Source organism: Arthrobacter sp. ZGTC131 (assembly GCF_002929275.1).
Lineage (GTDB): Bacteria > Actinomycetota > Actinomycetes > Actinomycetales > Micrococcaceae > Arthrobacter.
Window position 1 is genome coordinate 47,630 of the sequence record NZ_PJIK01000007.1, and the last position, 19,633, is coordinate 67,262.

Here is a 19,633-nt window from a genome sequence, read left to right on the forward strand (position 1 = left end):
CAGTCGAGTCGCCGCACGAGGCCACGCGCTGCCGGGTCCAAAATGACACGCTTGACTTCCAAGACGAAGTGCCCATGCCCTATGGTGTGCCAAAGCAGACAACGACATTCGCGGCCAGGGTCACCATGACTTCTCCTGCTCTCGCCAGCGCCCGCCCGCGGCGGACCCTGTCCTTTCTGGAACCGACGGCGTCCCGCCTTTCCCCCGACAGCGCTACGCCGGCCGCTACCGGTACGCGTCGCCCGCCGGGGAGCCGCGTCCAGGCGCTAGAAACTACTTTCCCGTTAGCAACGGATGGCCTCAAGGGGATAGCTGTGGAACGAAGTCGTGCGGCGGGCCTGCCACTTCTTGAGACAGGATGACCGAGCGGGATGGCCCCGCCGTGTTGGTTGATGATTTCCTGGTCCATGCCGAGTTCGCGCGGGACTGGGCGGCAACGGCGGCGAAGGCTTCGTTGATCTCTATGGCCGACAGGTCCGCCGCGCTGGTCTTGATTTTTTTCAGGGCTGCGGAGATGGCATTGGCCGGTTGCTTTGCAGAGCAGCACGTCAGGCCCCGCTACGAAGGTGTGGTCTTTGTCGTCTACTCCTGGACGCCCGATATCCGCGTTATAAAAGCGAAAAGTGTATCAAGAACCCTGCCTTATATCTGCTGATCGGGCTCGTGATGCACGCCCTTCAGCTTGGCTTTACAGATGCTGTGCAGCGGTCAGCCTTCGATTCGGACGGCCTCCACGACATCGTCGGCATGCAGTGAATGTACTGTTGCCTGCCAGGATTCGTAGCGGCCGTAGTTCGACGGATCCAGCATGAACTCCCAGCTGTCCTCGAGTTCTGTCCGGACATCCGCCGGCCAATGCCGGTATCCCGCATCCGGCGCCACCCCGGCTCCGCGGACGCGGCCGTCGACGTCCTCAAAGATACGGTCCAGCCGGGCACCGTATGCTTCGTCGCTCTCATCGGGGTGCTCAATAATCAATGGATGCCGGTTCAAGACGGCATGCCAGTCACCAAAATGCGACAACAGCACCCGCTCCCGCGGCACCCTGCAGGTCAGCAGAACCTGCCCTGGAGTGAGCCTGCACAGCTCCACGAACTCCTGGCGCCGTATCCGCGCCCAGAGCCAGATCGCTCCGTCACCGAACGTGGGCAGCCGTGCAGCCATCTGCCGGAACATCCAGTCGTAGCCGTCCGGGTGCAACGGCGGTTCAGCCAGGGCCGGGTCGGGCCTGAGCATTCCGTTGGAAAGGAGCGCCCCTAACGCCTCCGCAGTCTGGATCGTGTGCAGGAGGATCCGGTCCTCCGAGATGTCGTGGCGCATGCGCCCCGGCGGGACGGCCCCGGCGGGGCGGGCACTTCGAATCGGTATTGCAGGCACCGGACAATCATCGCCGAGAGCACCGACATAAGAACGCCCGGGGAGTCCGCTGGAAGTGAAAGCGGCAAAAGGGGAGTCAGCTCGTCGGCGAGCGTGGGAAACCGTGCCGCTCGGCCTTCGACCACTGTCGCTCCTGGAAGGCGCGCCTGGTCATGCACGCTTTTATTCTTTCGGCCATGACATGTTCGAAGGACGCACAACGCCATGACGCTCGTTGGCTTCCGGCCGGCAAGCAGCCCCGGACGCCACTGCTTGGTCTTGGTAATTCGCCGAGCCTTGGCGAAGACATCGGGGCTTAGCGGTTCCCGGTGGAATGAGGGCGCAGCATGCTGGGGATCCCCGCCCGCAGTGGTGCGGCATATCGATGGAGCTCAGACCAATGCGCAAAGAGGGTGTGCACAATGTGCACACCCTGGGCTTCGGATTCAGTTGTACCAGCTTCGGACTGGGCCGGATTGGCGATTTTTTCGGGAGAGGGGCGGATTCTCTGGGGGAGGAGTCCCACCTCGGGCAAGCAGACCCCGATCATATTCGCAGCCGATCAGTTGCAGCACAATTCCATAACGGGCCATAACCGTGGCGTCGCCCTCGGCAACGGCAAGCGTGCTTCACCCAGGCGCCGCCATTCACCGTCCGGCGCTTTTCAGGGCCGATCAGGCGCTCCTGACGGACTTCCATTGCTTCAGCCGCTCGGCAATGAGCGCCGCGCGCCTTTGATCGTCGCGACCGTCCATAATGCCCATGTCGTCCGGGTCGGCGCGCCACCAGACACCAGCTGTCCGCGCATTCACCTGCGGATCTGTATCAGCGCGAGCCGTGAAGTACCCGGATGCGCGGTCACCGGCTTCCAGCCGAATCTCGCCTACTCCCTCCAGCTGCGGCGCGTTGGGATCCAACGGCCGCTCGCCCTTCCAATAGAAGAAGACGCCTGTGGACCCTTCCCTCTCCTTCACCGCCTCGCTCCAGTATCTTGCTGACAGACTTCCGTCCTCTCGCCACGCGCGGCCCGTCAGTTCCAGCGCGCCGTTGCGATCACGCGAAATCTTCAGGAGGCTCACGGCATCAGGCTCCTTTGCGGTGCGCTCCGTCAAGGAGAAGTGCCACCACGCGCCCTCGATGCGCGTAAGGCGACCCTCGTTCTCGATCGCCTTGCGGATTTTCTGGTTGATGGTTCTCATTTCGGACGCTGTCATCGCGCTGGCGTAGCGGATGCAGGTGAGGCCGAGGAGATCGCTCGGAAGCTTCGCCCCGCTTGCATGGAGAATAAAGGTTCGGCGCATACCGAGCACGCCGCCGAAAAGGCCGGCCTCGAACACAACGTTATCCCGCGGAGACGCCTGACCCGACTGAGGCTCGGAAGACGCTGACAGGCTCACCGTCGTCCAGTCGTCCTGTGCAAAGACAAACGCCGCGAAATCGACCTCTTGCGTGAGCTCTAGGAGGCGTTCCAGTGTCGACGTTCCCGGATTGAAGGATGTCGTCCAGGGTTCGACACGCGCGACGTCACTCAGACCGCGAGTGAGTGCCTGAAGCAATTTCTCCTGTTTCCCTGACGAGCCCAAGAACATTCGAGGCTTATCCATCGGTTCCTCCAGGAAATCCGCCAGCGCAACGTCTATGCCCGACACGCATCGCGATTGATTGATCGTATCACCGCCGATTCTGTCAAACGGTCTTGCACCATTCTGGCACGAAGCCCGGATAGAGGGTGATGGCCGAATTTCATCGGATCAATGTCCTAACCAACAGAGCGGCTCGATGCCTGGATGAGTCAGCACGAAGCTTTCCTCAACGAAGAGCCGATTATGAGAACGTTCATTACGGATGACAGCGCTGACATTTTTTTGCAGGACTGGGGGACAGACGGCGGTGGCAAGAACCTCGCCGTGCAGTTGCCCCGATTCCCGGACGAGCTCGACGGCTTTGAGGTGTCCACTACGTGCCAAATTGACCGCGTCACGGCTTGTTTCCACCTCGAGTCCTTGCTCTCGCAGACGACGCGCGAGTGCATCGCCGCTAGCCGAAGCAACGCCTGACCTGCGAAAGCACGGCAAAACGCCTATGGACGGGTTCTCTCATCTGTTTGAACTCGTCCTACTTCACGACCGATGTCGAGCCATATGTCGGCCGCAGATCCCGTCGGTGGCAGTTCACATGCCCATCGCCTGCTGGAGACTCTACTTGCTGCATCGGCATCAACTTCTCAGTACGAGATGTCCTTTCGTCCTGTCACAAGTTTGAGGGCTACCCGGTCTTAGTTGGTGAGGGACCGGAGGACAAGCTGCGCCGATGGAATTCAAGATGACAAACCGGCGCGCGCCTCAAGGAATCTTAACTTTAGGTATCTCGAGTGAATGGAATGTAGTGATGAAGTCTCAGGAACTGCACGTGTCGACGTCCGTGCTCGTTATTGGCACCGGAGGCGCCGGCCTCCGCGCCGCCATAGAGTTGGCCGAGCTGGGGGTAGATGTGCTCGCTGTCGGCAAAAGGCCCAGAAGCGACGCCCACACCTCGCTCGCAGCGGGAGGCATCAACGCCGCTCTCGGCACAATGGATGCCGATGACAGTTGGCAGCAGCACGCCGCCGACACAATCCTCGAAAGCTACCATCTCGCGAACCCCGAAATCGTCGAGATCGTCACCAAAGGGGCCGCTCAGGGTATCAGCGACCTGGAACGCTACGGCATGCCGTTCGCCCGCGAGGAAGACGGCCGGATCAGTCAGCGTTTCTTCGGTGCTCATACGTTCCGCCGGACCGCTTTCAGCGGCGACTACACGGGGCTTGAAATTCAGCGCACGCTTGTTAATCGCGCCGCCCAGCTCGACATTCCGATATTGGACGATGTTTACATCACGCGCATTCTCGTCACCGATGGTCGGGTCTTCGGTGCCTACGGCTTCCGGCTTTCGGACGGGACGCGCTATCTGATCCATGCAGACGCCGTGGTGCTCGCCGCCGGCGGACACACGCGCATTTGGCGGCGCACGTCCAGTCGGCGTGACGAGAACACGGGTGATTCCTTCCGCCTGGCGGTGCTTGCGGGCGGCCGCATCCGCGATCCGGAGCTGGTGCAGTTCCATCCTTCAGGCATTCTTGAGCCAGAGAACGCTGCAGGAACGCTCATCTCGGAAGCGGCACGCGGCGAGGGCGGTATTCTCACCAACGCCCTCGGGGAGCGATTCATGGCGAAATACGATGCAGAGCGTATGGAGCTCTCTACCCGCGATCGGGTCGCTCTGGCCTGTTATACAGAGATTCAAGAGGGCCGCGGCACGCCCAATGGCGGCGTGTGGCTGGACGTTTCGCACCTGCCGCGGGAGATGATCATGCGTCGCCTGCCGCGTGTGTACCAGACCATGCTCGAATTGCAGATGCTCGATATCACGACGACGCCGATAGAAATCGCGCCGACCGCGCATTACTCCATGGGCGGCGTCTGGGTCCGTCCCGACGATCACAGCACCGATGTCGCGGGTCTCTACGCGATCGGGGAGGCGTCAAGTGGCCTGCATGGCGCTAACCGTTTGGGAGGCAACTCGCTGATCGAGCTGCTGGTCTTCGGTAGGATCGTCGGCAATGCCGCCGCTGAGTACTCGGAGTCCCTCACGGCACACGTGCGCTCGGCGGAAGCGGTGGATGAAGCTCGAAAAGAGATAGATGACCTGCTCTACGCCAATGGCCACGAGAACGTCCGCGTATTGCAGCGTGCCATCCGTGACACCATGACCGAGCATGCGGGTGTCGTGCGGAACGAAGAAGGTCTTACGCAGGGCCTCGCCGAGCTCGACGGGATTGAAGCCCGCATCACCGAGGTGGGCGTGCATCCCGACATCGCCGGATATCAGGATCTTGCACACGCTTTCGACTTGAAGTCGGCCGCTCTTGCGGCGCGTGCGACGCTTGAAGCTGCCCGTGAACGCCGTGAAACACGCGGCTGTCATAACCGCAGCGACTATCCGGATCTTGATTCAAGCTTGCAGGTGAATCTTGTCTGGTCTCCTGCTCGTGGCGTCGAGCACGAAGGCATCGCGCCTGTATCGCACGAGATCGCGACGCTCATGCGTCAACCAGTCACAACCGCGGACAAACTCGTCGAGTGAACCAGCGTCGGTTCGTCACGGTAGGCCGTCCGCGTCAAAAATCAAATGGTTTGTCGATTCCCTCAATCGAAGACGCTCTTACGTTCCACCCCGGTGGCAGCGCGGCCGGGCCGGACGTCAACCAAGAAACAACCTGCAGAGCAAGGGAAACAGCTAAGAATTGGCACACCAACTTACCGCCAGATTGCCCGGCGTCGTATGCCGTACTCGGCCTTAGACTTCTATGGCCAGGGTCCAACCCTTGGAGCAGTAATATTGGGCGCATGGGTGCCGATGCCGGGTCAGCCGCCGAATTAGAGACCGCCTCGACGATATTCGCGGACGTCCGTCCTCGCTTGTTCGGGATCGCCTACCGGATGCTCGGCAGTGTCAGCGAGGCGGAGGACATCGTGCAGGAGACGTGGGTTCGATGGCAGACGTGTGATCGCAGCACGGTTCGGAATGCGGCCGCGTTCCTGGCGACCACCGCCACCCGCCTTGCCATCAACGTCGGGCAGTCGGCACGTGCCCGTCGTGAGACGTATGTCGGTCCGTGGCTGCCAGAGCCGGTGGACACAAGCGCCGACCCTGAACTGGGCGCCTTGCGTGGTGAAGCGCTCGAGTTTGCTGTGTTGCTGATACTGGAAAAGCTGTCGCCAACCGAACGGGCCGCGTATGTGCTGCGTCAAGCGTTCGACTACCCGTATGGGGAGATCGCGGAGATCATCCAACAGACAGAAGCGAGCGCGCGCCAGTTGGTCAGCCGGGCGCGCAAACACCTTGCTGAGGAGAAACGCGCAGCGGTGAGCGTGAGAGAGCAGCAGCGTCTGCTGGAAGCATTCCTGGCTGCAGCACGAACCGGGAACCTGGCCGCACTGGAAGAACTGTTCGCCGCGGACGTCGTCAGCTACTCCGACGGCGGCGGTAAGGTGCGGGCATCCAAGTTCCCTGTTGTAGGACGGGAACGGGTCGCGAAGTACTATCGGGCGTTCGCGGCGCGCTTCTGGGATGGTGTCGATACCGAGCCCTTCATGGCTAACGGCCGGCCCTCGGCACGGCTGGCACGGGACGGGGTGGTGTTTGCGGTGGTGACTCTCACGGCGTCTGCCGATGGTATTGATCGGCTGTTGTGGACGATGAATCCGGACAAGCTCTCCGGCGCGACGAGGGTTGGCAGCTGACCTGTGGGCTTCCTGAACCGATCATGTGGCACCGCCAATGTCTGAGATCAGCCCGGCCCAGCGTGGTCCGCGAGTGCGCATGAGAGCCCGTGCGGCGGACGAACCGCACCGCCGTGCAAGCCAGCTGGAGCTGCTGTTCGATCTCACTTTCGTGGTCGCTGTCGCCAGCCTTACAGCGCAATTGGCGCACGGGATCGCTGAAAATCATTTAGCAGAGTCGATCCTGCCGTTTCTGCAGGTGTTCTTCACGATCTGGTGGGCGTGGATGAACTTCACCTGGTTTGCGTCCGCGTTCGACACAGACGATGCGCTTTACCGGCTGCTGACGATGCTGCAAATGGGAGGCGTACTGCTGCTGGGTGCAGGTGTGCCCGCGGCATTCAACGACGGTGACTATCTGGCGGTCACCCTTGGCTTTATTGTGATGCGCGTCGGTTTGATTGCCCAATGGCTACGGGCTGCGATTGAGGATCCGGCCAGCCGCCGGACGGCGTTACGATACGCAGCCGGGTTCGCGGTCCTTCAACTGGCGTGGGTTGTGCGGTTGGTGTTGCAGCAGGCGGGGTTGTTGCCGGGGCAGCTGCAGCTCGTCGCGTTCGTGATGCTCGCTATTTTGGAGCTCAGCGTTCCGTTGTGGGCCGAACGGACAGGTCACAGCAGCTGGCATCCGCATCATATTGCCGAGCGGTATGGCCTGTTCGCGATCATTCTGCTCGGCGAAAGCGTGCTGGCCGCATCAAATGGCGTGGCCGCTGCATTAAGATCCGGCGGCGTGAGCGCATACCTGATTGCTGTCTCGGCGGCCAGCCTCGCGCTGTTGTTCTCCCTTTGGTGGATGTACTTCCTACACCCGGCGGGTGAGGCATTGTCCACAAATCGTGACAAATCGTACCAATGGGGATATTGGCACTTCGCCATCTTTGCGGCCTTAGCCGCCCTCGGAGCAGGCCTCGAAGTTGCCATCATGCTCGCGCCGCCGGAACGTCAGCTCCACGCGCAGGCGTTTATCACTGGATACTGCGTCGCGATTCCGACTGCGGCTTTCATGGGGTTGCTGTGGGCGATTCACGCGCCGCTCACGGCCCGGTCAGTCATCCGCCCGTCGGTGATATTGCCCGCGGTGGGGACGGTGCTGGCAATTCCGGCGAGCGTCAGTGCGATCGGGGTTGTCGGAGTGGTGGGCGGAATCGCGGTTGTGTGTGCGTTGGTCGTCGTGATGACCGTGTTGCAACCCGGACAGAAGCGGGAAGCAAGCTGATCGATCACGGATCCTGCCGCGTGGCACTTTTTCAGCTGTTCCGAAAATTGGACCAGACAAGTTCCCCGGAGTTACGAACTTTTGCGCTGAACTAGCGTGCAATTTTCCAAAGGCTGTCACAGATTGATTTGGTACCCGGTCATAGCTGGTGGACGGAATGTCACTACATTCCGCTAAGCCATTATCGAAGGGAAGATCATCATGAAGATCGTTGTTATCGGCGGCACTGGCCTGATCGGCAAGCAGGTTGTGGAGATCCTAAGCAGTCAGGGCCATGAGGCGAAAGCGGCGTCCCCTTCGACCGGGGTGGATTCGGTGACCGGCCAGGGATTGGATGAGGCGATGGCGGGGGCGGACGTAGTTGTCGACCTGACAAACACCGCTGATTTCGATGAGAAGGTAGTCGTTCCCTTCTTCTCCACTTCATCCCGCAATCTTCTCGCCGCCGAGAAAAAGGCAGGCGTGCGACATCATGTGGCTCTGTCCGTCGTTGGAACCGACCGTATCGGGGCCGTCAGCTACTTTGCCGGAAAAACTGCGCAGGAGAAGGCTATTAGAGAAGGCGGCGTGCCGTACACCATTCTGCGGGCTACTCAGTTCTTTGAGTTCATCCCGATGATCGCTGACGCCGGAACACGCGACGGCTCGGTTTATGTAACAAGTCACCTGATGCAGCCGTTGGCTGCTGCAGACGTTGCTCGCATTGTGGCGGAGACGGCGGTCTCGCCTGCGATTGACGGCGTCCTTGAGATGGCGGGCCCTGAGCGCGCAGGACTTAATGAATTCGTGTCCCGGGTTCTCGCGGCCCGCAAGGATTCCCGCCCAGTGGTCATTGATACCGGGGCCGGCTACTTCGGCTTGCCGATCGAAGAGACCAGCATCGTTCCCGTCGGTGAAGCCCGCATCGGGAACATCGCTCTCAAGGAGTGGCTGAACTTGACGCCATAGCCAGGACATCGGCTAGCTCGGCCGCAGCATGACTGCGGGCTGGAATTCACCGCGTTGAACCCGGACCCGGAGGCGGATGAGGCAACCTTCCTTAGGCTGTCACAGATTGTGTTGGTACACGGTCATAGCTGGCATTAGGAATGTCACCACATTCCTAATGCCACTAACGGAAGGGAAGATCATGAAGATCGTAGTTATCGGCGGAACCGGACTCATCGGGTCGAAACTGGTCAACAAGCTTGGCGAACACGGCCATGAAGCGGTGGCCGCTTCGCCTGACTCGGGGGTGAACACGCTCACCGGCGAGGGCCTCGCGGACGTGCTGCAGGGAGCCGACACTCTAGTCGACGTGTCGAACTCGCCCTCGTTTGAAGACGCGGCTGTGCTGGACTTCTTTACCACCTCCACCCGCAACCAGCTCGCCGCGGAGAAGGAAGCCGGCGTCGGGCACCACGTCGCCCTGTCGGTCGTCGGCACCGAACGCCTGGCCGAGAGCGGCTACTTTCGGGCGAAAATCGCCCAGGAGAAGCTCATCAAGGAATCAGGCGTCCCGTACTCGATCATTCATGCGACGCAGTTTTTCGAATTCGTCAAGAGCATCGCACAGGCCGCGACCGACGGAAACACCGTTCGTCTCTCACCCGCCCAGATCCAGCCCATGGCTGCTGAGGACGTGGCCACCGCTGTTGCCCGTACCGCCGTCGGAAGTCCACAAAATGCCACCATTGAGGTCGCCGGCCCCGAGCAATTCGGCCTCGACGAGCTCATCCGCAAGGGCCTCGGCTTCCAAGGCGACCCCCGCGAGGTAGTCACCGACCCCACCGCACGGTACTTCAACGCCCTGCTCGAAGATCGCGAACTGCTTCCGGGCAGGGAAGCGACCATTTTTAACACCCGATTCGAAGACTGGCTGAATCAGCAGTAGCCGGACAGCGCGGGGTGCCCTTCATAGAGGACGTCGAAGGGCGCCCCGCTTCCCAGCTTTTCGATTCAAGACAATACTTTCTGAAAGCAGACCGCCATGGGTAATCACATTCGCTTGAACCAGGCCGTACCAGCGGCATACAAGACCTTGCTGCTCCTTAACGACGAATCCTCTACCGCGGCCAGCGTAGCGGGCCTGGAACCCCTCCTCATCGAGCTCGTCAAGATTCGCTGCTCCCAAATCAACGGCTGCGCGTTCTGCCTGAGAATGCACATCCGCGACGCCATCTCTCGCGGCGAAACCCAGGATCGACTCGCGGTCCTGCCCGCCTGGCGGGATACCCAGTACTTCACCCCAGAGGAGCGACATGCCCTTGCCATCGCCGAGAGCACAACCCTGATCTCCGACCGGCTGACCCTGCCCCAAGACGAAGTGGCAGCACTCAACGACGACCAGATAGCCGCAGTGGAATGGGTGGCAATCACAATCAACGCGTTCAACCGCGTGGCAATCTCCAGCCACTACGATGTCCGCAACTGACCTCGGGCATCCAGCGGTACGCTCGGGGAGTCGTCAGTGAACCAATCCAATTCGTGGTGGGGAGAGTGGGTCATGAGGCCACGGGCCGGAGGCCAACCTCATTGTGACGCTCCCGCGTCAGCGGGAGCGTCTCTGGCAGTGTTCGCGCTCAGAAAAGGCGTCGGTCCATGACGGCCGTCAAGAGGGTGGACCGGAGTACCGTCGCGTTCCTGAACATCGCTATGCACGGACGCGTCAACCCGACACTTCCGATCGTGGCCGAGCTTGTTCGTCGCGGTCACTCCGTTGCATATCACACCTCGCCCGCGTTCAGCGAGGCGATTGCCGCCACTGGCGCGACAGTGCGCCACTACCCAGGGGGCGACCAGCTGCTCCCCGATCCGCCCGTTCCAGTCACGCTGTTGGAGGCGCTTGCACGTACGGCCCTCCGCGTGCTGCCGACTGTGCTCACTGACCTTCGCGGCATTGGGCCCGACCTTATCGTCCATGACTCCGCTTGTCTTAAGGCAAGTTCATGGGTATTTAGCGTCAAGAATTACCGCTCCTGGCCGGCGAGCCGCCAGATGACTGGTCTGGCAGCCCGGCGTCAGGTCATGCGTGTTTCCGCGACTCACCCTAGAAAGGCCTGAAAGGAGGAGAACCGCATGAGTGAGGGAGGTCGAGTGCACACATGTGCTGCGAGCTAGTGTGGTCAGAACCGGCAGGCGGGAAACGGTTCCGGAACGCACCTGGCGCAGAACACGGAACTGCCGCGCCCCCTGCTTCGGGAGCGCGGCAGTCAATTGGAGTTGCACAAAAGCTGTCAGAAGGGCGGTGTGCACAATGTGCACACTTTTCGCTTGGGACTGGGCCGTACATCGGCCGGATTGGCTCGGATTGGCTATGTTTACTGGGCCCTTCGGGGGCCCATTCTTGTCGGTGGCCGTTGCTGTTGCTGGGTGCGTCGTTTTTAATGGCCGTGACGTTACGGGTTCTTACTCCTAAATGCTCGTGTCGGGTTGAGACTGCATGACCTAGCTGGAGTTGGGGGAGCGCGTCCGTGCTGTGTCGTTGCCTTTAGGTCGGCTCGACTCGGTTGAATGCCGCAAAGGGAGCCGGCGCTTCGAGTGGTGCCTGACGACAGATTGGCTTGGACTTCCCTTGCAGAGGCATTGCAAGGAATGGGCCCTTTGTTCCGTTCTTGGGCCAGAGCGGTTAGCCGCGACTGACTTGAACGGGCTTGGCCGTGGGCGGTCCTACCCAGTGCTGAACTCTCCCTGAATGGCGTTGCAGTGCCCGTCCGATGGGGGCACTGGAAGGGACTCCCTCAGGGATGGGAGCTGGCATAGCGTGGAGGCCATGGACAATCGAGCGGAAGTACGCGAGTTCCTGGTCTCCCGGCGCGCCCAGGTCTCTCCGGAGCAGGTAGGGCTGCCTGCCGGGACGACGAACCGGCGAGTTAATGGCCTGCGCCGCAGCGAGGTAGCCACCCTTGCCGGGTTGAGCGTGGAGTATTACACGCGTATGGAGCGCGGGGCAATCAGCGGAGCCTCGCCAAAGGTGCTTGAGAGCATCGCCAGGGCCTTGTGCTTGGACGACGCGGAGCGCGCGCATCTTTTCGACCTCGCCCACGCGGCGAGCCCGGTCGCCCGGCCGCCGCGTCGGCGGACCTCGAAGTCCTTCATGCCGCACGAGAGCCTTCAGTGGGCACTGGATGCGATCACTGCAGGTCCCGCTTTTGTCCGTAACGGCAGGATGGATCTGCTGGCGGTCAATTCCTTGGCACGGGCGTTCTACAAGGACTGCTACGACATGCCGGGCCAACCTCCCAACATTGCCCGGTTCACTTTTCTGGACGAACGAGCTTACGACTTCTACCCGAACTGGGACGCTTTCGCGGAGGTGACGGTATCTATCCTGCGAACGGAGGCCGGCCGGGACCCGCACAACAAAGAGCTACACGACCTTATTGGCGAGCTCGGCACCCGCAGCGATGAATTCCGCAAGCGTTGGGGTGCGCACAACGTCCGCCACCATGGCACCGGCTTCAAAACCTTTAACCACCCCATCGTGGGTGAGATGACGCTGGCCTTTGAGGGGCTAGAGATGGCAGCGGAGCCTGGACTGACGCTCACGATCTACACCGCAGAGCCGGGGTCGCCGTCGGCCGAGCGCGTGCAATTGCTCGCCTCATGGGCGGCCAGCGAGTACGGAAACGCCGCACGGCCCGCGTCCGCAAGGACGCCCGCGGACGGCTGACGACGGCGACGCTTCCGCCACTAAGCGACGCCATGGCACAACTTGATGCCGGGCATCCCGTCGTGCCCCACTATCCACGAAGGAAAAGAACACTATGACCACCACGATCGCGATCATCGGTGCCGGACCCGGCCTGGGTCTGTCCTCTGCCCGACGTTTCGGAGCCGAACGCTTCAACGTTGCACTCCTCTCCCGCAACCAGGAAAATGTGGATGCACTCGCTGCGGAACTGGCCGACGCCGGAATCACAGCCCGCGGTTACACCGCCGACGTCCGTGACCCTGAGTCGCTTAGCGCAGCTCTTGCACGTGCAGCCGACGAGTTGGGGCCTGTCGAAATTCTCCAGTACAGCCCCGTGCCGTCCAGCGATTTTCTCCGGCCTATTTTTGAGACGACGCGTGAAGCACTGCGCTCTGCGATCGAATTCTCCACGCTGGGAGCAGCGGCCGCTATGGACGCGGTGCTTCCTGGCATGCGCGCTCTCGGCCGGGGAACCGCCCTGTTCGTCAACGGCTCCAGCGCCGTCCGGCCCAACCACAGGTACGCCGGCACCTCCACGGCGTTCGCCGCCGAATCCGCGTACGCGCAGATGCTCCACGATGCCTTGGCGCCGGAGGGAATCCACGTTGCGCAGCTCATCATCCCCTTGGGCATCGGTGGAGGTGACCCCGCACACGAGCCGGCGGCTCTGTCCGAAATGCTCTGGCACATCTACAGCGAAGGGAAGGAATTCCGCGCCTTCGTGACGCCGCTGGCCTGAGTTGCAAAGCAAGCAGGAAGGAAAACCGTGTCCCCGATCCTCGTCACCGGTTCCAGCGACGGACTCGGCCGCGCGGCGGCCGACGCGCTGCTTGACGACGGCCATGCGGTGGTGGTTCATGTCCGCTCTCCAGAGCGGCTGGCGGCTGTCCGGGATCTCCTCGACCGCGGCGCGCAGTCCGTGGTGGGCGATCTCGCCCGGCTCGATGCGATGCTCGACGTGGTCAGGCAGGCGAACGCGCTGGGCCGTTTCGACGCCGTGATCCACAACGCGGGTGTCATCGGCGGGCCGTCCCTGCTGCCCGTGAACGTCGTGGCTCCTTTCGTGCTCACCGCGGAAATGGAACGCCCGGATCGGCTGATTTACCTCAGCAGCAGCATGCACCGCGCTGGCCATGCGGATCTCGACGGCGTGGACTGGAGCGGTGCGCGGGAGTCCCGCTCGTATTCCGACAGCAAGTTCTTGGTCACCGTGCTCGCTGCCGCCGTTGCGAGGCTGTGGCCCGAGGTGGCTGCGCACGCGGTGGACCCAGGCTGGGTTCCCACGCGGATGGGCGGACCCGGCGCCAGCGATGATCTCCGCCTCGGCCATGTCACCCAGACCTGGCTGGCGGTCACCGACAGCCCGGAAGCGCTCCGGAGCGGGCAGTACTGGCATCACCAGCGGAGCCATCGCCCGCATCCCGCGGTAGCTGAGGTGCGCTTCCAGGCGGCGCTCCTCGACTCATTGGCCGACTACACCGGAAGCACGATCCAAGGAAGATCATAATGACAAACTGAGCCCAGGCTACCGAAAGGATTGCCGCCAGCGATGGCCTGCATATTGCCCCGTTCCGCGCCGACGGCGCCACGTACGGAACGCCGACCTGGATCTGGTCGGTTGTCGTCGTCGGGCGGCTGTTTGTCCGGGCGTGGAACGGAACAAGGTCACGCTGGTACCGCGCCGCGATGGCGCAGCGCGCCGGCCGCATCATCGCAGCGGGGGAGACCCACGAGGTGGAATTTAGCCCTGGCGATCCGGAACTGAACGGCCGGATCGATGAGGCTTACCGAATTAAATACGCCAGGAGCCCCTACCTGCCTCCCATGGTCGTCTCAGGACCACGGGAGGCCACCGTGGAGATCACCCCAAGGAAAGAACGATGAACATGGTCAGTTATGACTTCACAGGCAAGGTCGCCTTCGTCTCCGGGGCGAGTGCGGGGATGGGTGCGGCAACGGCGCGGTCCTTCGCCAGAGGCGGGTGCCGCCGTCACGATTGTCGATCTCGACGGCGGGGCGGCAGAGCGTTTCGCGGCTGAACTGAACGCCGAGGGGCACCCTGCGCTCGCCGTGCAGTGCGATGTGTCGGACGAGGCACAGGTGGAAAACGCCGTCGCCCGCACCGTGGAGGCGTTCGGCAGCCTCGACATGGCGTTCAATAATGCGGGCATCATGCTCCCGCCCGTCGATTCAGCGGACGAGACGGTCGAGGCCTTCGACAAGATCGTCGCGGTCAACCTGCGCGGCGTCTGGGCATCGATGAAGCACGAACTGGTGCAGATGCGGAAGCAGGGATCCGGCGCGATTGTGAACTGCTCCTCGCTCGGAGGTCTGGTCGGCGGCAAGGGCCGTGCCACCTACCATGCGACCAAGCATGGAGTGATCGGCCAAGCCAAGAGCGGCGCGCTTCAGTACGCGCCGCTCGGCGTGCGTGTCAACGCCGTCTGCCCAGGAACCATCGACACCCCGATGGTCGCGCGGATGACCGCTGGCGGCGAGCTGGACCCCGAAGCCTCGGTCGCGTCGATCCCGCTGGGCAGACTCGGACGGCCCGAGGAGATCGCCGCCGTTGTGCTGTGGCTCTGCAGCGACGCCGCCAGTTATGTCACCGGCGTCGCGCTTCCGGTCGACGGCGGGTTCACCGCCTAGTCAGGGGCCGCCCGTTTAAGGGTCCCTCCCAGTACCCGCAACAACAGTGGCTCCCCCTCGCCGTCGGCAGCTGCTTTGCTGGAAAGGACCGAACTTTGCCTGACCGGAAGAGGACCTTCTCGCATGCGACTAAAGAAACAGACCCTGGCTGCGATCGTCGCCCTGGCGTTCTCCCTCGCCGGGTGCAGCACTCCTTCGAGCAACCCGGCTCCCGCCGGCACGGCGCCGTCCGCCTCTCAAGGAACATCTTCGGATCCGATTCGGCTCGTGGACCTTCCCCGCAAGCCTGGCTCCGACCGGACTATCCGCACCGGCGAGTACAAGGCCACCGGCTCCCACCCATGCTTCGACGGCCAAGAGACCCACGTTGAAATCGTGGACGAAGCATGAGCGCAGAAGCGCCCGCGGCAGGCACTCCGATCTCCATCAGCTTCGTTGGTGCTACCGTCACCGGAACCCTCTCCGGCAACGCGACCGCACGCTCGCTGATTGACCAGCTTCCGCTGACACTTTCCTTCAGCGACTACGGCGGACAGGAAAAACTCGCAGAACTTCCGGAACCCCTCACGCTCGACGGCGTTCCCTCCGGAGATGACGCAGACCCACTGACAATCGGCTACTACGCTCCCGGCCAGGTCCTGGTCCTCTACTACGAGCACGTCGGGTACTTCAGGGGGATCGTACGGATTGGAACGTTCGATGATCTCGCGGCGATCCTGGACCGCGGCGGGCGATTCACCGCCACGCTCAGCCTCAGCGCCTGACCAGCCACTCGCAAGAATTCCCCCGAAAGAACGGAATCATTTTGACTCGCGCAACCCTTCAGGATGACGCCGGCTCCGCGCCCGTGGATGGCCTGCCCCACGAAGACCTCGGCACCTTCGCAGACACAAAATCCTCTGCTTCCGCCGCTGCGGCCGGGCGTTTTCCCTGGGCAGCCCTGTTGATCATGGCCCTGATGGGGTTCCTGCTGATCGCCACCGAAACCATGCCCGCCGGCCTGTTGCCGCAGATCGCCGCCGGGCTGGACATCACTGAGGGGACCGCGGGGCAGTTCGTCAGCGCCTACGCCCTGGGAACTGTCCTTGCCGCGATGCCCGCAATCGCCATGACACGGGGCATGCGCCGCAAGCCCGTTTTCATTATTGGGGTCCTCGGCTTCCTGGCAGCGAACCTCATCACCGCTTTCTCCACGGACATCATGCTCTCCCTGGGAGCGAGGCTCCTGGCGGGTGCATTCTCCGGCGTGCTGTGGGGCATGATCGCCGGCTACGCCCGCCGCATCACGGCTGCTGAACACGCCGGCCGTTCCTTGTCCGTCGCCTCCCTAGGCACCCCTGTCGGACTGGCAGTGGGGACGCCTTTTGGCTCGTGGCTGGGTACGACCTTCGACTGGCGCTGGTCCTTCGGCGTGCTCTCCATCCTCACCATCATCACAGTGCTGCTCGCGGTCTTCCTGGTGCCGGATGCGCCCGGCCAGCAGGCTGCGACACGCGTGCCGCTGGTACGGGTCTTCGGCATCCCGGGCGTCGCGGTTGTCTTGGCCGTCATTGTCAGCTGGATGCTCGGGCACAACATCCTTTACACGTACGTGGGCTCCTACCTCCGCGCGGCGAACCTCCCGCTTTCTGTGGACGTCGCCCTGGTGGTGTTCGGTGCCGCTGCCATTGCCGGAATCGCCGTCACCGGTGCAGTGATCGACAAGGCCCTTCGACGCCTGGTCCTGCTGAGCCTCGAGTCCTTCATCGCAGCCGGCGTGGTGTTCATCGTTGGGAGTGCTTCGGCCGTGGTGGTCATTACTGCGATCGTGCTTTGGGGCATCGCGTTCGGCGGCGCGGCGGCCCAGCTGCAAACGGCGATCAGTACCGCAAGCGGCGAAAACGCGGACGTCGCCAACTCAATGCTCGGAGTGGCGTTCAACCTGGCCATCTTCGCCGCCGGGGTGGCTGGCGCAGTGGTGATCAGCAACTTCGACGGACTGGTCCTTCCTGTGGTGATGGCCGGACTCGCTGCCGTCGCTCTCTTTACCGCCGTTGCCGGGCGCCGAACGGCATTTCCCATGTAGCCGGCACTTGAAGAGAACTTCGTGACAGCCAACCATCGGCCGAATCCGCAATGGCACTCCCTTGACCAGCGAGCGGGGCAGCGGCGCATCCTCGAACTCGGTGCCGATGGCGCCACGCGCCCGGTGGGAGCCATTGCGGGCGTTGCGGGTAGGGTGCGGGCAGGGGGGGCGGCCCCAAGGTCTGGCATACGCGGAGGCCGAGCAGTGGGAGCCAGCCGAAGCAAATCCCAGCGGGCTGGTCCATACCGATGGGACCCTGTTCATCAACAAATCTGCGCGGAAAGGCTCTGCGCGCCGTTCCTATTGCCGAACCTTCGGCGTCGGAGACCATTTCGACGGCGAACTTGGCTGCGTCCGGGACGTCGCGGAAGCCCGGACGGGATGCTTTCGTTCCCAACCAACACCATCCACGGCCGGGGGATCCCCGGTCCCAACGACGACCGCATCTTCAGCGTGAAACGTGTGAGGAAGCGGCGCCTGAGCTGGGAGTTTGCTGATGGAGGCCCCGCGGGTACCCCCCTTAACAGGGGCTCCCTCACCATCGCGGACCGTGGTCTTCTGAAAGTGCCGAAGGAAACTTCGACGTTCGTTAGCGCACATTACGAGGATGACAAAGACATGACTACGAATACTGACGGAATCAAGAAGACCGCCATCCGTGCAGGTCTGGCAGAGGAGGGCGTCTCGCGCCGCGGGCTGATGAAGCTGACCGGTGCCGGTGCCGCCGTGCTTGGACTGTCCGGTGTGGCCGGCATGGCAACTGCCGGTGCAGCCAACGCGGCGCCTAGCGGATCCCGCGCTGACCTCGAGCCAGGAGACATCTCGAACGGCGCGGACAACTTCTACACCAGCAACCAGGTCACGGTGCGGAAGGTCTCGTTCAAGAACCAGTACCAGATGAAGGTCGTGGGCAACCTGTTTGTCCCGAACAGCCTGGACCGCAGGCTGAGCAACCCGGCTTTGGTGGTCGGGCATCCAATGGGCGCGGTGAAGGAGCAGAGTGCCAACCTTTACGCCACCAAGATGGCGGAACAGGGCTTTGTCACGCTGTCCTTCGACCTGTCGTTCTGGGGTGAAAGCGCCGGGAAGCCGGGCAACGCCGTCTCCCCGGACATCTACGCCGAGGACTTTAGCGCCGCGGTGGACTATCTGCGCTCGTTGTCCTTCGTGGACAAGGAACGCATCGGCGCCATCGGCATCTGCGGCAGCGGCAGCTTTGTTCTCAGCGCGGCAAAGATCGACCCGCGCATCAAGGTGATCGCCACGGTGAGCATGTACGACATGGGCGCGGCCAACCGTGACGGGCTGCGGAAGTCCGTGAGCCTGGAGCAGCGCAAGGCGTTTATCGAGCAAGCCGCGGCGCAGCGGGACGTGGAGTTCGCCGGCGGCAAGACGGCCTACACGGGCGGCACCCCCGATGTCCTCACGCCGGAATCGACTGCCGTTGACCGGGAGTTCTACGACTTCTACCGCACTGCGCGTGGCTGGTGCCCGAATACGACGACGCACCCGGCCTTGGCCACCAACGCGAAGTTCATGACGTTCTACCCGTTCAACGACATGGATCTTCTCGCTCCGCGCCCGTTGCTGTTCATCACCGGCGACCAGGCACATTCGCGGGAATTCAGCGAGGAAGCCTACCGGCTGGCCACCGGGCCGAAGGAACTGGTGCTGGTTCCCGGCGCCGGCCACGTGGACCTCTACGACCGCGTGGGCCTTATCCCCTTCGACAAGCTCACTAGCTTCTTCCGCTCAAAGCTGGTCTGACGGAAACACGAAAGGAGCCCGTGGACTTTGGTCCACGGGCTCCCTTGTCATCCATTCGGACGCGGTGCCGGCGTGCCCAGGGTCCACCGCTGCCCGTCATGTGTAGGCCAGGAACCTTCCCGCGACCGTGATCCCCGACCAGGACGCGAGTGAGACTGCCGCCGCGAGCCGGGCAGGCATGGGTGTCGCGCGGTCCAGGGCCCAGTCGGCCACACTGCGGTAGGTGCCTCTGTGGAAAATCAGGATGTTCAGGCCTGCGATCAGGAGGAGGCCGAGCTTCCACGGCGCGCTGCCGCGATCAGCGATGAGGCTCGCACCAGGCACAAACATCACCACGCCGGTGACCACCGCGACGATGAAGCCGAGGCGTGACATCGGGAGGAGATAGTTGGCGGCTGCCGTAACCCGCAACTTCTGCCGGCCGAGCCCCAACAGCCGAAGATCGAAGGCCATGGCAGGACCGACGAGCAGGGCGATGCCGATGATATGGATGCTCTCGAGCATCGGATACAGGTAGGCCGTGCCACGAATGGCATCAGCGAACGGCCCGTCCTCGAGCCAGGCGAAGAAGTCGTCCATGTCGG

The 19,633-nt window shown here is 62.7% G+C and carries 20 protein-coding genes and 1 pseudogene; 17 read left to right on the top strand and 4 right to left on the bottom strand.

Features of this window, described 5'->3' with window-relative positions; genetic code table 11:
- Nucleotides 1-322: 322 nt before the first annotated feature.
- From CXQ90_RS22895 to CXQ90_RS10535, 3 genes and pseudogenes are all read right to left on the bottom strand, one after another.
- Nucleotides 323-562, bottom strand: a pseudogene (locus tag CXQ90_RS22895) (acetyl-CoA C-acyltransferase); the annotation flags it as partial.
- Between the two features lie 146 nt (nt 563-708).
- On the bottom strand, nt 709-1,377 hold the full coding sequence (locus CXQ90_RS10530) for a DUF3841 domain-containing protein (RefSeq protein WP_146068884.1): 669 nt from the start codon (nt 1,375-1,377) through the stop codon (nt 709-711).
- A gap of 653 nt (nt 1,378-2,030) precedes the next feature.
- Nucleotides 2,031-3,005, bottom strand: coding sequence for a TIR domain-containing protein (locus CXQ90_RS10535; protein WP_219816659.1), 975 nt, complete (start codon nt 3,003-3,005; stop codon nt 2,031-2,033).
- Between the two features lie 177 nt (nt 3,006-3,182).
- Between CXQ90_RS10535 and CXQ90_RS10540 the strand changes: the two genes are divergently transcribed.
- From CXQ90_RS10540 to CXQ90_RS10620, 17 genes are all read left to right on the top strand, one after another.
- On the top strand, nt 3,183-3,413 hold the full coding sequence (locus tag CXQ90_RS10540; protein WP_146068885.1) for a hypothetical protein: 231 nt from the start codon (nt 3,183-3,185) through the stop codon (nt 3,411-3,413).
- Nucleotides 3,414-3,744: 331 nt separating this feature from the next.
- Nucleotides 3,745-5,478 carry an L-aspartate oxidase gene (locus CXQ90_RS10545; protein ID WP_104139002.1) on the top strand — a complete coding sequence of 578 codons (1,734 nt, stop codon included), beginning with the start codon at nt 3,745-3,747 and terminating at the stop codon, nt 5,476-5,478.
- A 263-nt stretch (nt 5,479-5,741) separates the two neighbouring features.
- Complete coding sequence (locus CXQ90_RS10550; protein ID WP_104139003.1) at nt 5,742-6,638, top strand: RNA polymerase sigma-70 factor; 897 nt, start codon at nt 5,742-5,744, stop codon at nt 6,636-6,638.
- Between the two features lie 37 nt (nt 6,639-6,675).
- Entirely contained in the window at nt 6,676-7,896 is a 1,221-nt protein-coding gene (locus CXQ90_RS10555; RefSeq protein ID WP_219816660.1) for a low temperature requirement protein A, read from the top strand.
- A 201-nt stretch (nt 7,897-8,097) separates the two neighbouring features.
- The gene (locus tag CXQ90_RS10560) at nt 8,098-8,844 is read left to right on the top strand and encodes an SDR family oxidoreductase (RefSeq protein ID WP_104139005.1); all 747 of its coding nucleotides are present in this window, start codon (nt 8,098-8,100) and stop codon (nt 8,842-8,844) included.
- A 181-nt stretch (nt 8,845-9,025) separates the two neighbouring features.
- The gene (locus CXQ90_RS10565) at nt 9,026-9,769 is read left to right on the top strand and encodes an SDR family oxidoreductase (protein WP_104139192.1); all 744 of its coding nucleotides are present in this window, start codon (nt 9,026-9,028) and stop codon (nt 9,767-9,769) included.
- Between the two features lie 96 nt (nt 9,770-9,865).
- Entirely contained in the window at nt 9,866-10,309 is a 444-nt protein-coding gene (locus CXQ90_RS10570; protein WP_104139006.1) for a carboxymuconolactone decarboxylase family protein, read from the top strand.
- Nucleotides 10,310-10,476: 167 nt separating this feature from the next.
- A complete protein-coding gene (locus CXQ90_RS10575) occupies nt 10,477-10,938 on the top strand; it encodes a hypothetical protein (protein WP_219816661.1) in 462 nt (153 codons plus the stop codon).
- 709 nt (nt 10,939-11,647) lie between these two features.
- A complete protein-coding gene (locus tag CXQ90_RS10580) occupies nt 11,648-12,547 on the top strand; it encodes a helix-turn-helix transcriptional regulator (protein ID WP_104139194.1) in 900 nt (299 codons plus the stop codon).
- 94 nt (nt 12,548-12,641) lie between these two features.
- Nucleotides 12,642-13,307 (top strand): SDR family NAD(P)-dependent oxidoreductase, encoded by a 666-nt coding sequence (locus CXQ90_RS10585; RefSeq protein WP_104139008.1) that lies wholly within the window; start codon nt 12,642-12,644, stop codon nt 13,305-13,307.
- A 27-nt stretch (nt 13,308-13,334) separates the two neighbouring features.
- Nucleotides 13,335-14,075, top strand: coding sequence for an SDR family NAD(P)-dependent oxidoreductase (locus CXQ90_RS10590; protein WP_104139009.1), 741 nt, complete (start codon nt 13,335-13,337; stop codon nt 14,073-14,075).
- Nucleotides 14,076-14,104: 29 nt separating this feature from the next.
- Nucleotides 14,105-14,452 (top strand): DUF2255 family protein, encoded by a 348-nt coding sequence (locus tag CXQ90_RS10595; RefSeq protein WP_104139010.1) that lies wholly within the window; start codon nt 14,105-14,107, stop codon nt 14,450-14,452.
- Between the two features lie 63 nt (nt 14,453-14,515).
- A complete protein-coding gene (locus CXQ90_RS10600; RefSeq protein WP_258064479.1) occupies nt 14,516-15,217 on the top strand; it encodes an SDR family NAD(P)-dependent oxidoreductase in 702 nt (233 codons plus the stop codon).
- A gap of 123 nt (nt 15,218-15,340) precedes the next feature.
- Nucleotides 15,341-15,607: a hypothetical protein gene (locus tag CXQ90_RS10605; protein WP_104139012.1), complete on the top strand. Its 267-nt coding sequence runs from the start codon at nt 15,341-15,343 to the stop codon at nt 15,605-15,607.
- Nucleotides 15,604-15,981 carry a cyclophilin-like fold protein gene (locus CXQ90_RS10610; protein WP_104139013.1) on the top strand — a complete coding sequence of 126 codons (378 nt, stop codon included), beginning with the start codon at nt 15,604-15,606 and terminating at the stop codon, nt 15,979-15,981. Before CXQ90_RS10605 ends, CXQ90_RS10610 begins: the two co-directional genes overlap by 4 nt.
- Before the next feature lie 41 nt (nt 15,982-16,022).
- Nucleotides 16,023-17,282 (top strand): MFS transporter, encoded by a 1,260-nt coding sequence (locus CXQ90_RS10615; protein WP_258064480.1) that lies wholly within the window; start codon nt 16,023-16,025, stop codon nt 17,280-17,282.
- Nucleotides 17,283-17,900: 618 nt separating this feature from the next.
- A complete protein-coding gene (locus CXQ90_RS10620; protein WP_219816662.1) occupies nt 17,901-19,049 on the top strand; it encodes an alpha/beta hydrolase in 1,149 nt (382 codons plus the stop codon).
- Nucleotides 19,050-19,145: 96 nt separating this feature from the next.
- On the opposite strand, the gene CXQ90_RS10625 is transcribed toward CXQ90_RS10620, so the two are convergent.
- Entirely contained in the window at nt 19,146-19,628 is a 483-nt protein-coding gene (locus CXQ90_RS10625) for a hypothetical protein (protein WP_104139015.1), read from the bottom strand.
- Nucleotides 19,629-19,633 lie beyond the last annotated feature (5 nt).

Excerpts from the sequence above, each read along its gene's own strand:
- CXQ90_RS10560 (WP_104139005.1), top strand. The coding sequence starts at position 8,098 with ATGAAGATCGTTGTTATCGGCGGCACTGGCCTGATCGGCAAGCAGGTT.
- CXQ90_RS10540 (WP_146068885.1), top strand. The coding sequence starts at position 3,183 with ATGAGAACGTTCATTACGGATGACAGCGCTGACATTTTTTTGCAGGAC.
- CXQ90_RS10545 (WP_104139002.1), top strand. The coding sequence starts at position 3,745 with ATGAAGTCTCAGGAACTGCACGTGTCGACGTCCGTGCTCGTTATTGGC.
- CXQ90_RS10570 (WP_104139006.1), top strand. The coding sequence starts at position 9,866 with ATGGGTAATCACATTCGCTTGAACCAGGCCGTACCAGCGGCATACAAG.
- CXQ90_RS10565 (WP_104139192.1), top strand. The coding sequence starts at position 9,026 with ATGAAGATCGTAGTTATCGGCGGAACCGGACTCATCGGGTCGAAACTG.
- CXQ90_RS10605 (WP_104139012.1), top strand. The coding sequence starts at position 15,341 with ATGCGACTAAAGAAACAGACCCTGGCTGCGATCGTCGCCCTGGCGTTC.
- CXQ90_RS10585 (WP_104139008.1), top strand. The coding sequence starts at position 12,642 with ATGACCACCACGATCGCGATCATCGGTGCCGGACCCGGCCTGGGTCTG.
- CXQ90_RS10550 (WP_104139003.1), top strand. The coding sequence starts at position 5,742 with ATGGGTGCCGATGCCGGGTCAGCCGCCGAATTAGAGACCGCCTCGACG.
- CXQ90_RS10580 (WP_104139194.1), top strand. The coding sequence starts at position 11,648 with ATGGACAATCGAGCGGAAGTACGCGAGTTCCTGGTCTCCCGGCGCGCC.
- CXQ90_RS10625 (WP_104139015.1), bottom strand. The coding sequence starts at position 19,628 with ATGGACGACTTCTTCGCCTGGCTCGAGGACGGGCCGTTCGCTGATGCC.
- CXQ90_RS10575 (WP_219816661.1), top strand. The coding sequence starts at position 10,477 with ATGACGGCCGTCAAGAGGGTGGACCGGAGTACCGTCGCGTTCCTGAAC.
- CXQ90_RS10555 (WP_219816660.1), top strand. The coding sequence starts at position 6,676 with ATGTCTGAGATCAGCCCGGCCCAGCGTGGTCCGCGAGTGCGCATGAGA.
- CXQ90_RS10610 (WP_104139013.1), top strand. The coding sequence starts at position 15,604 with ATGAGCGCAGAAGCGCCCGCGGCAGGCACTCCGATCTCCATCAGCTTC.
- CXQ90_RS10620 (WP_219816662.1), top strand. The coding sequence starts at position 17,901 with ATGACTACGAATACTGACGGAATCAAGAAGACCGCCATCCGTGCAGGT.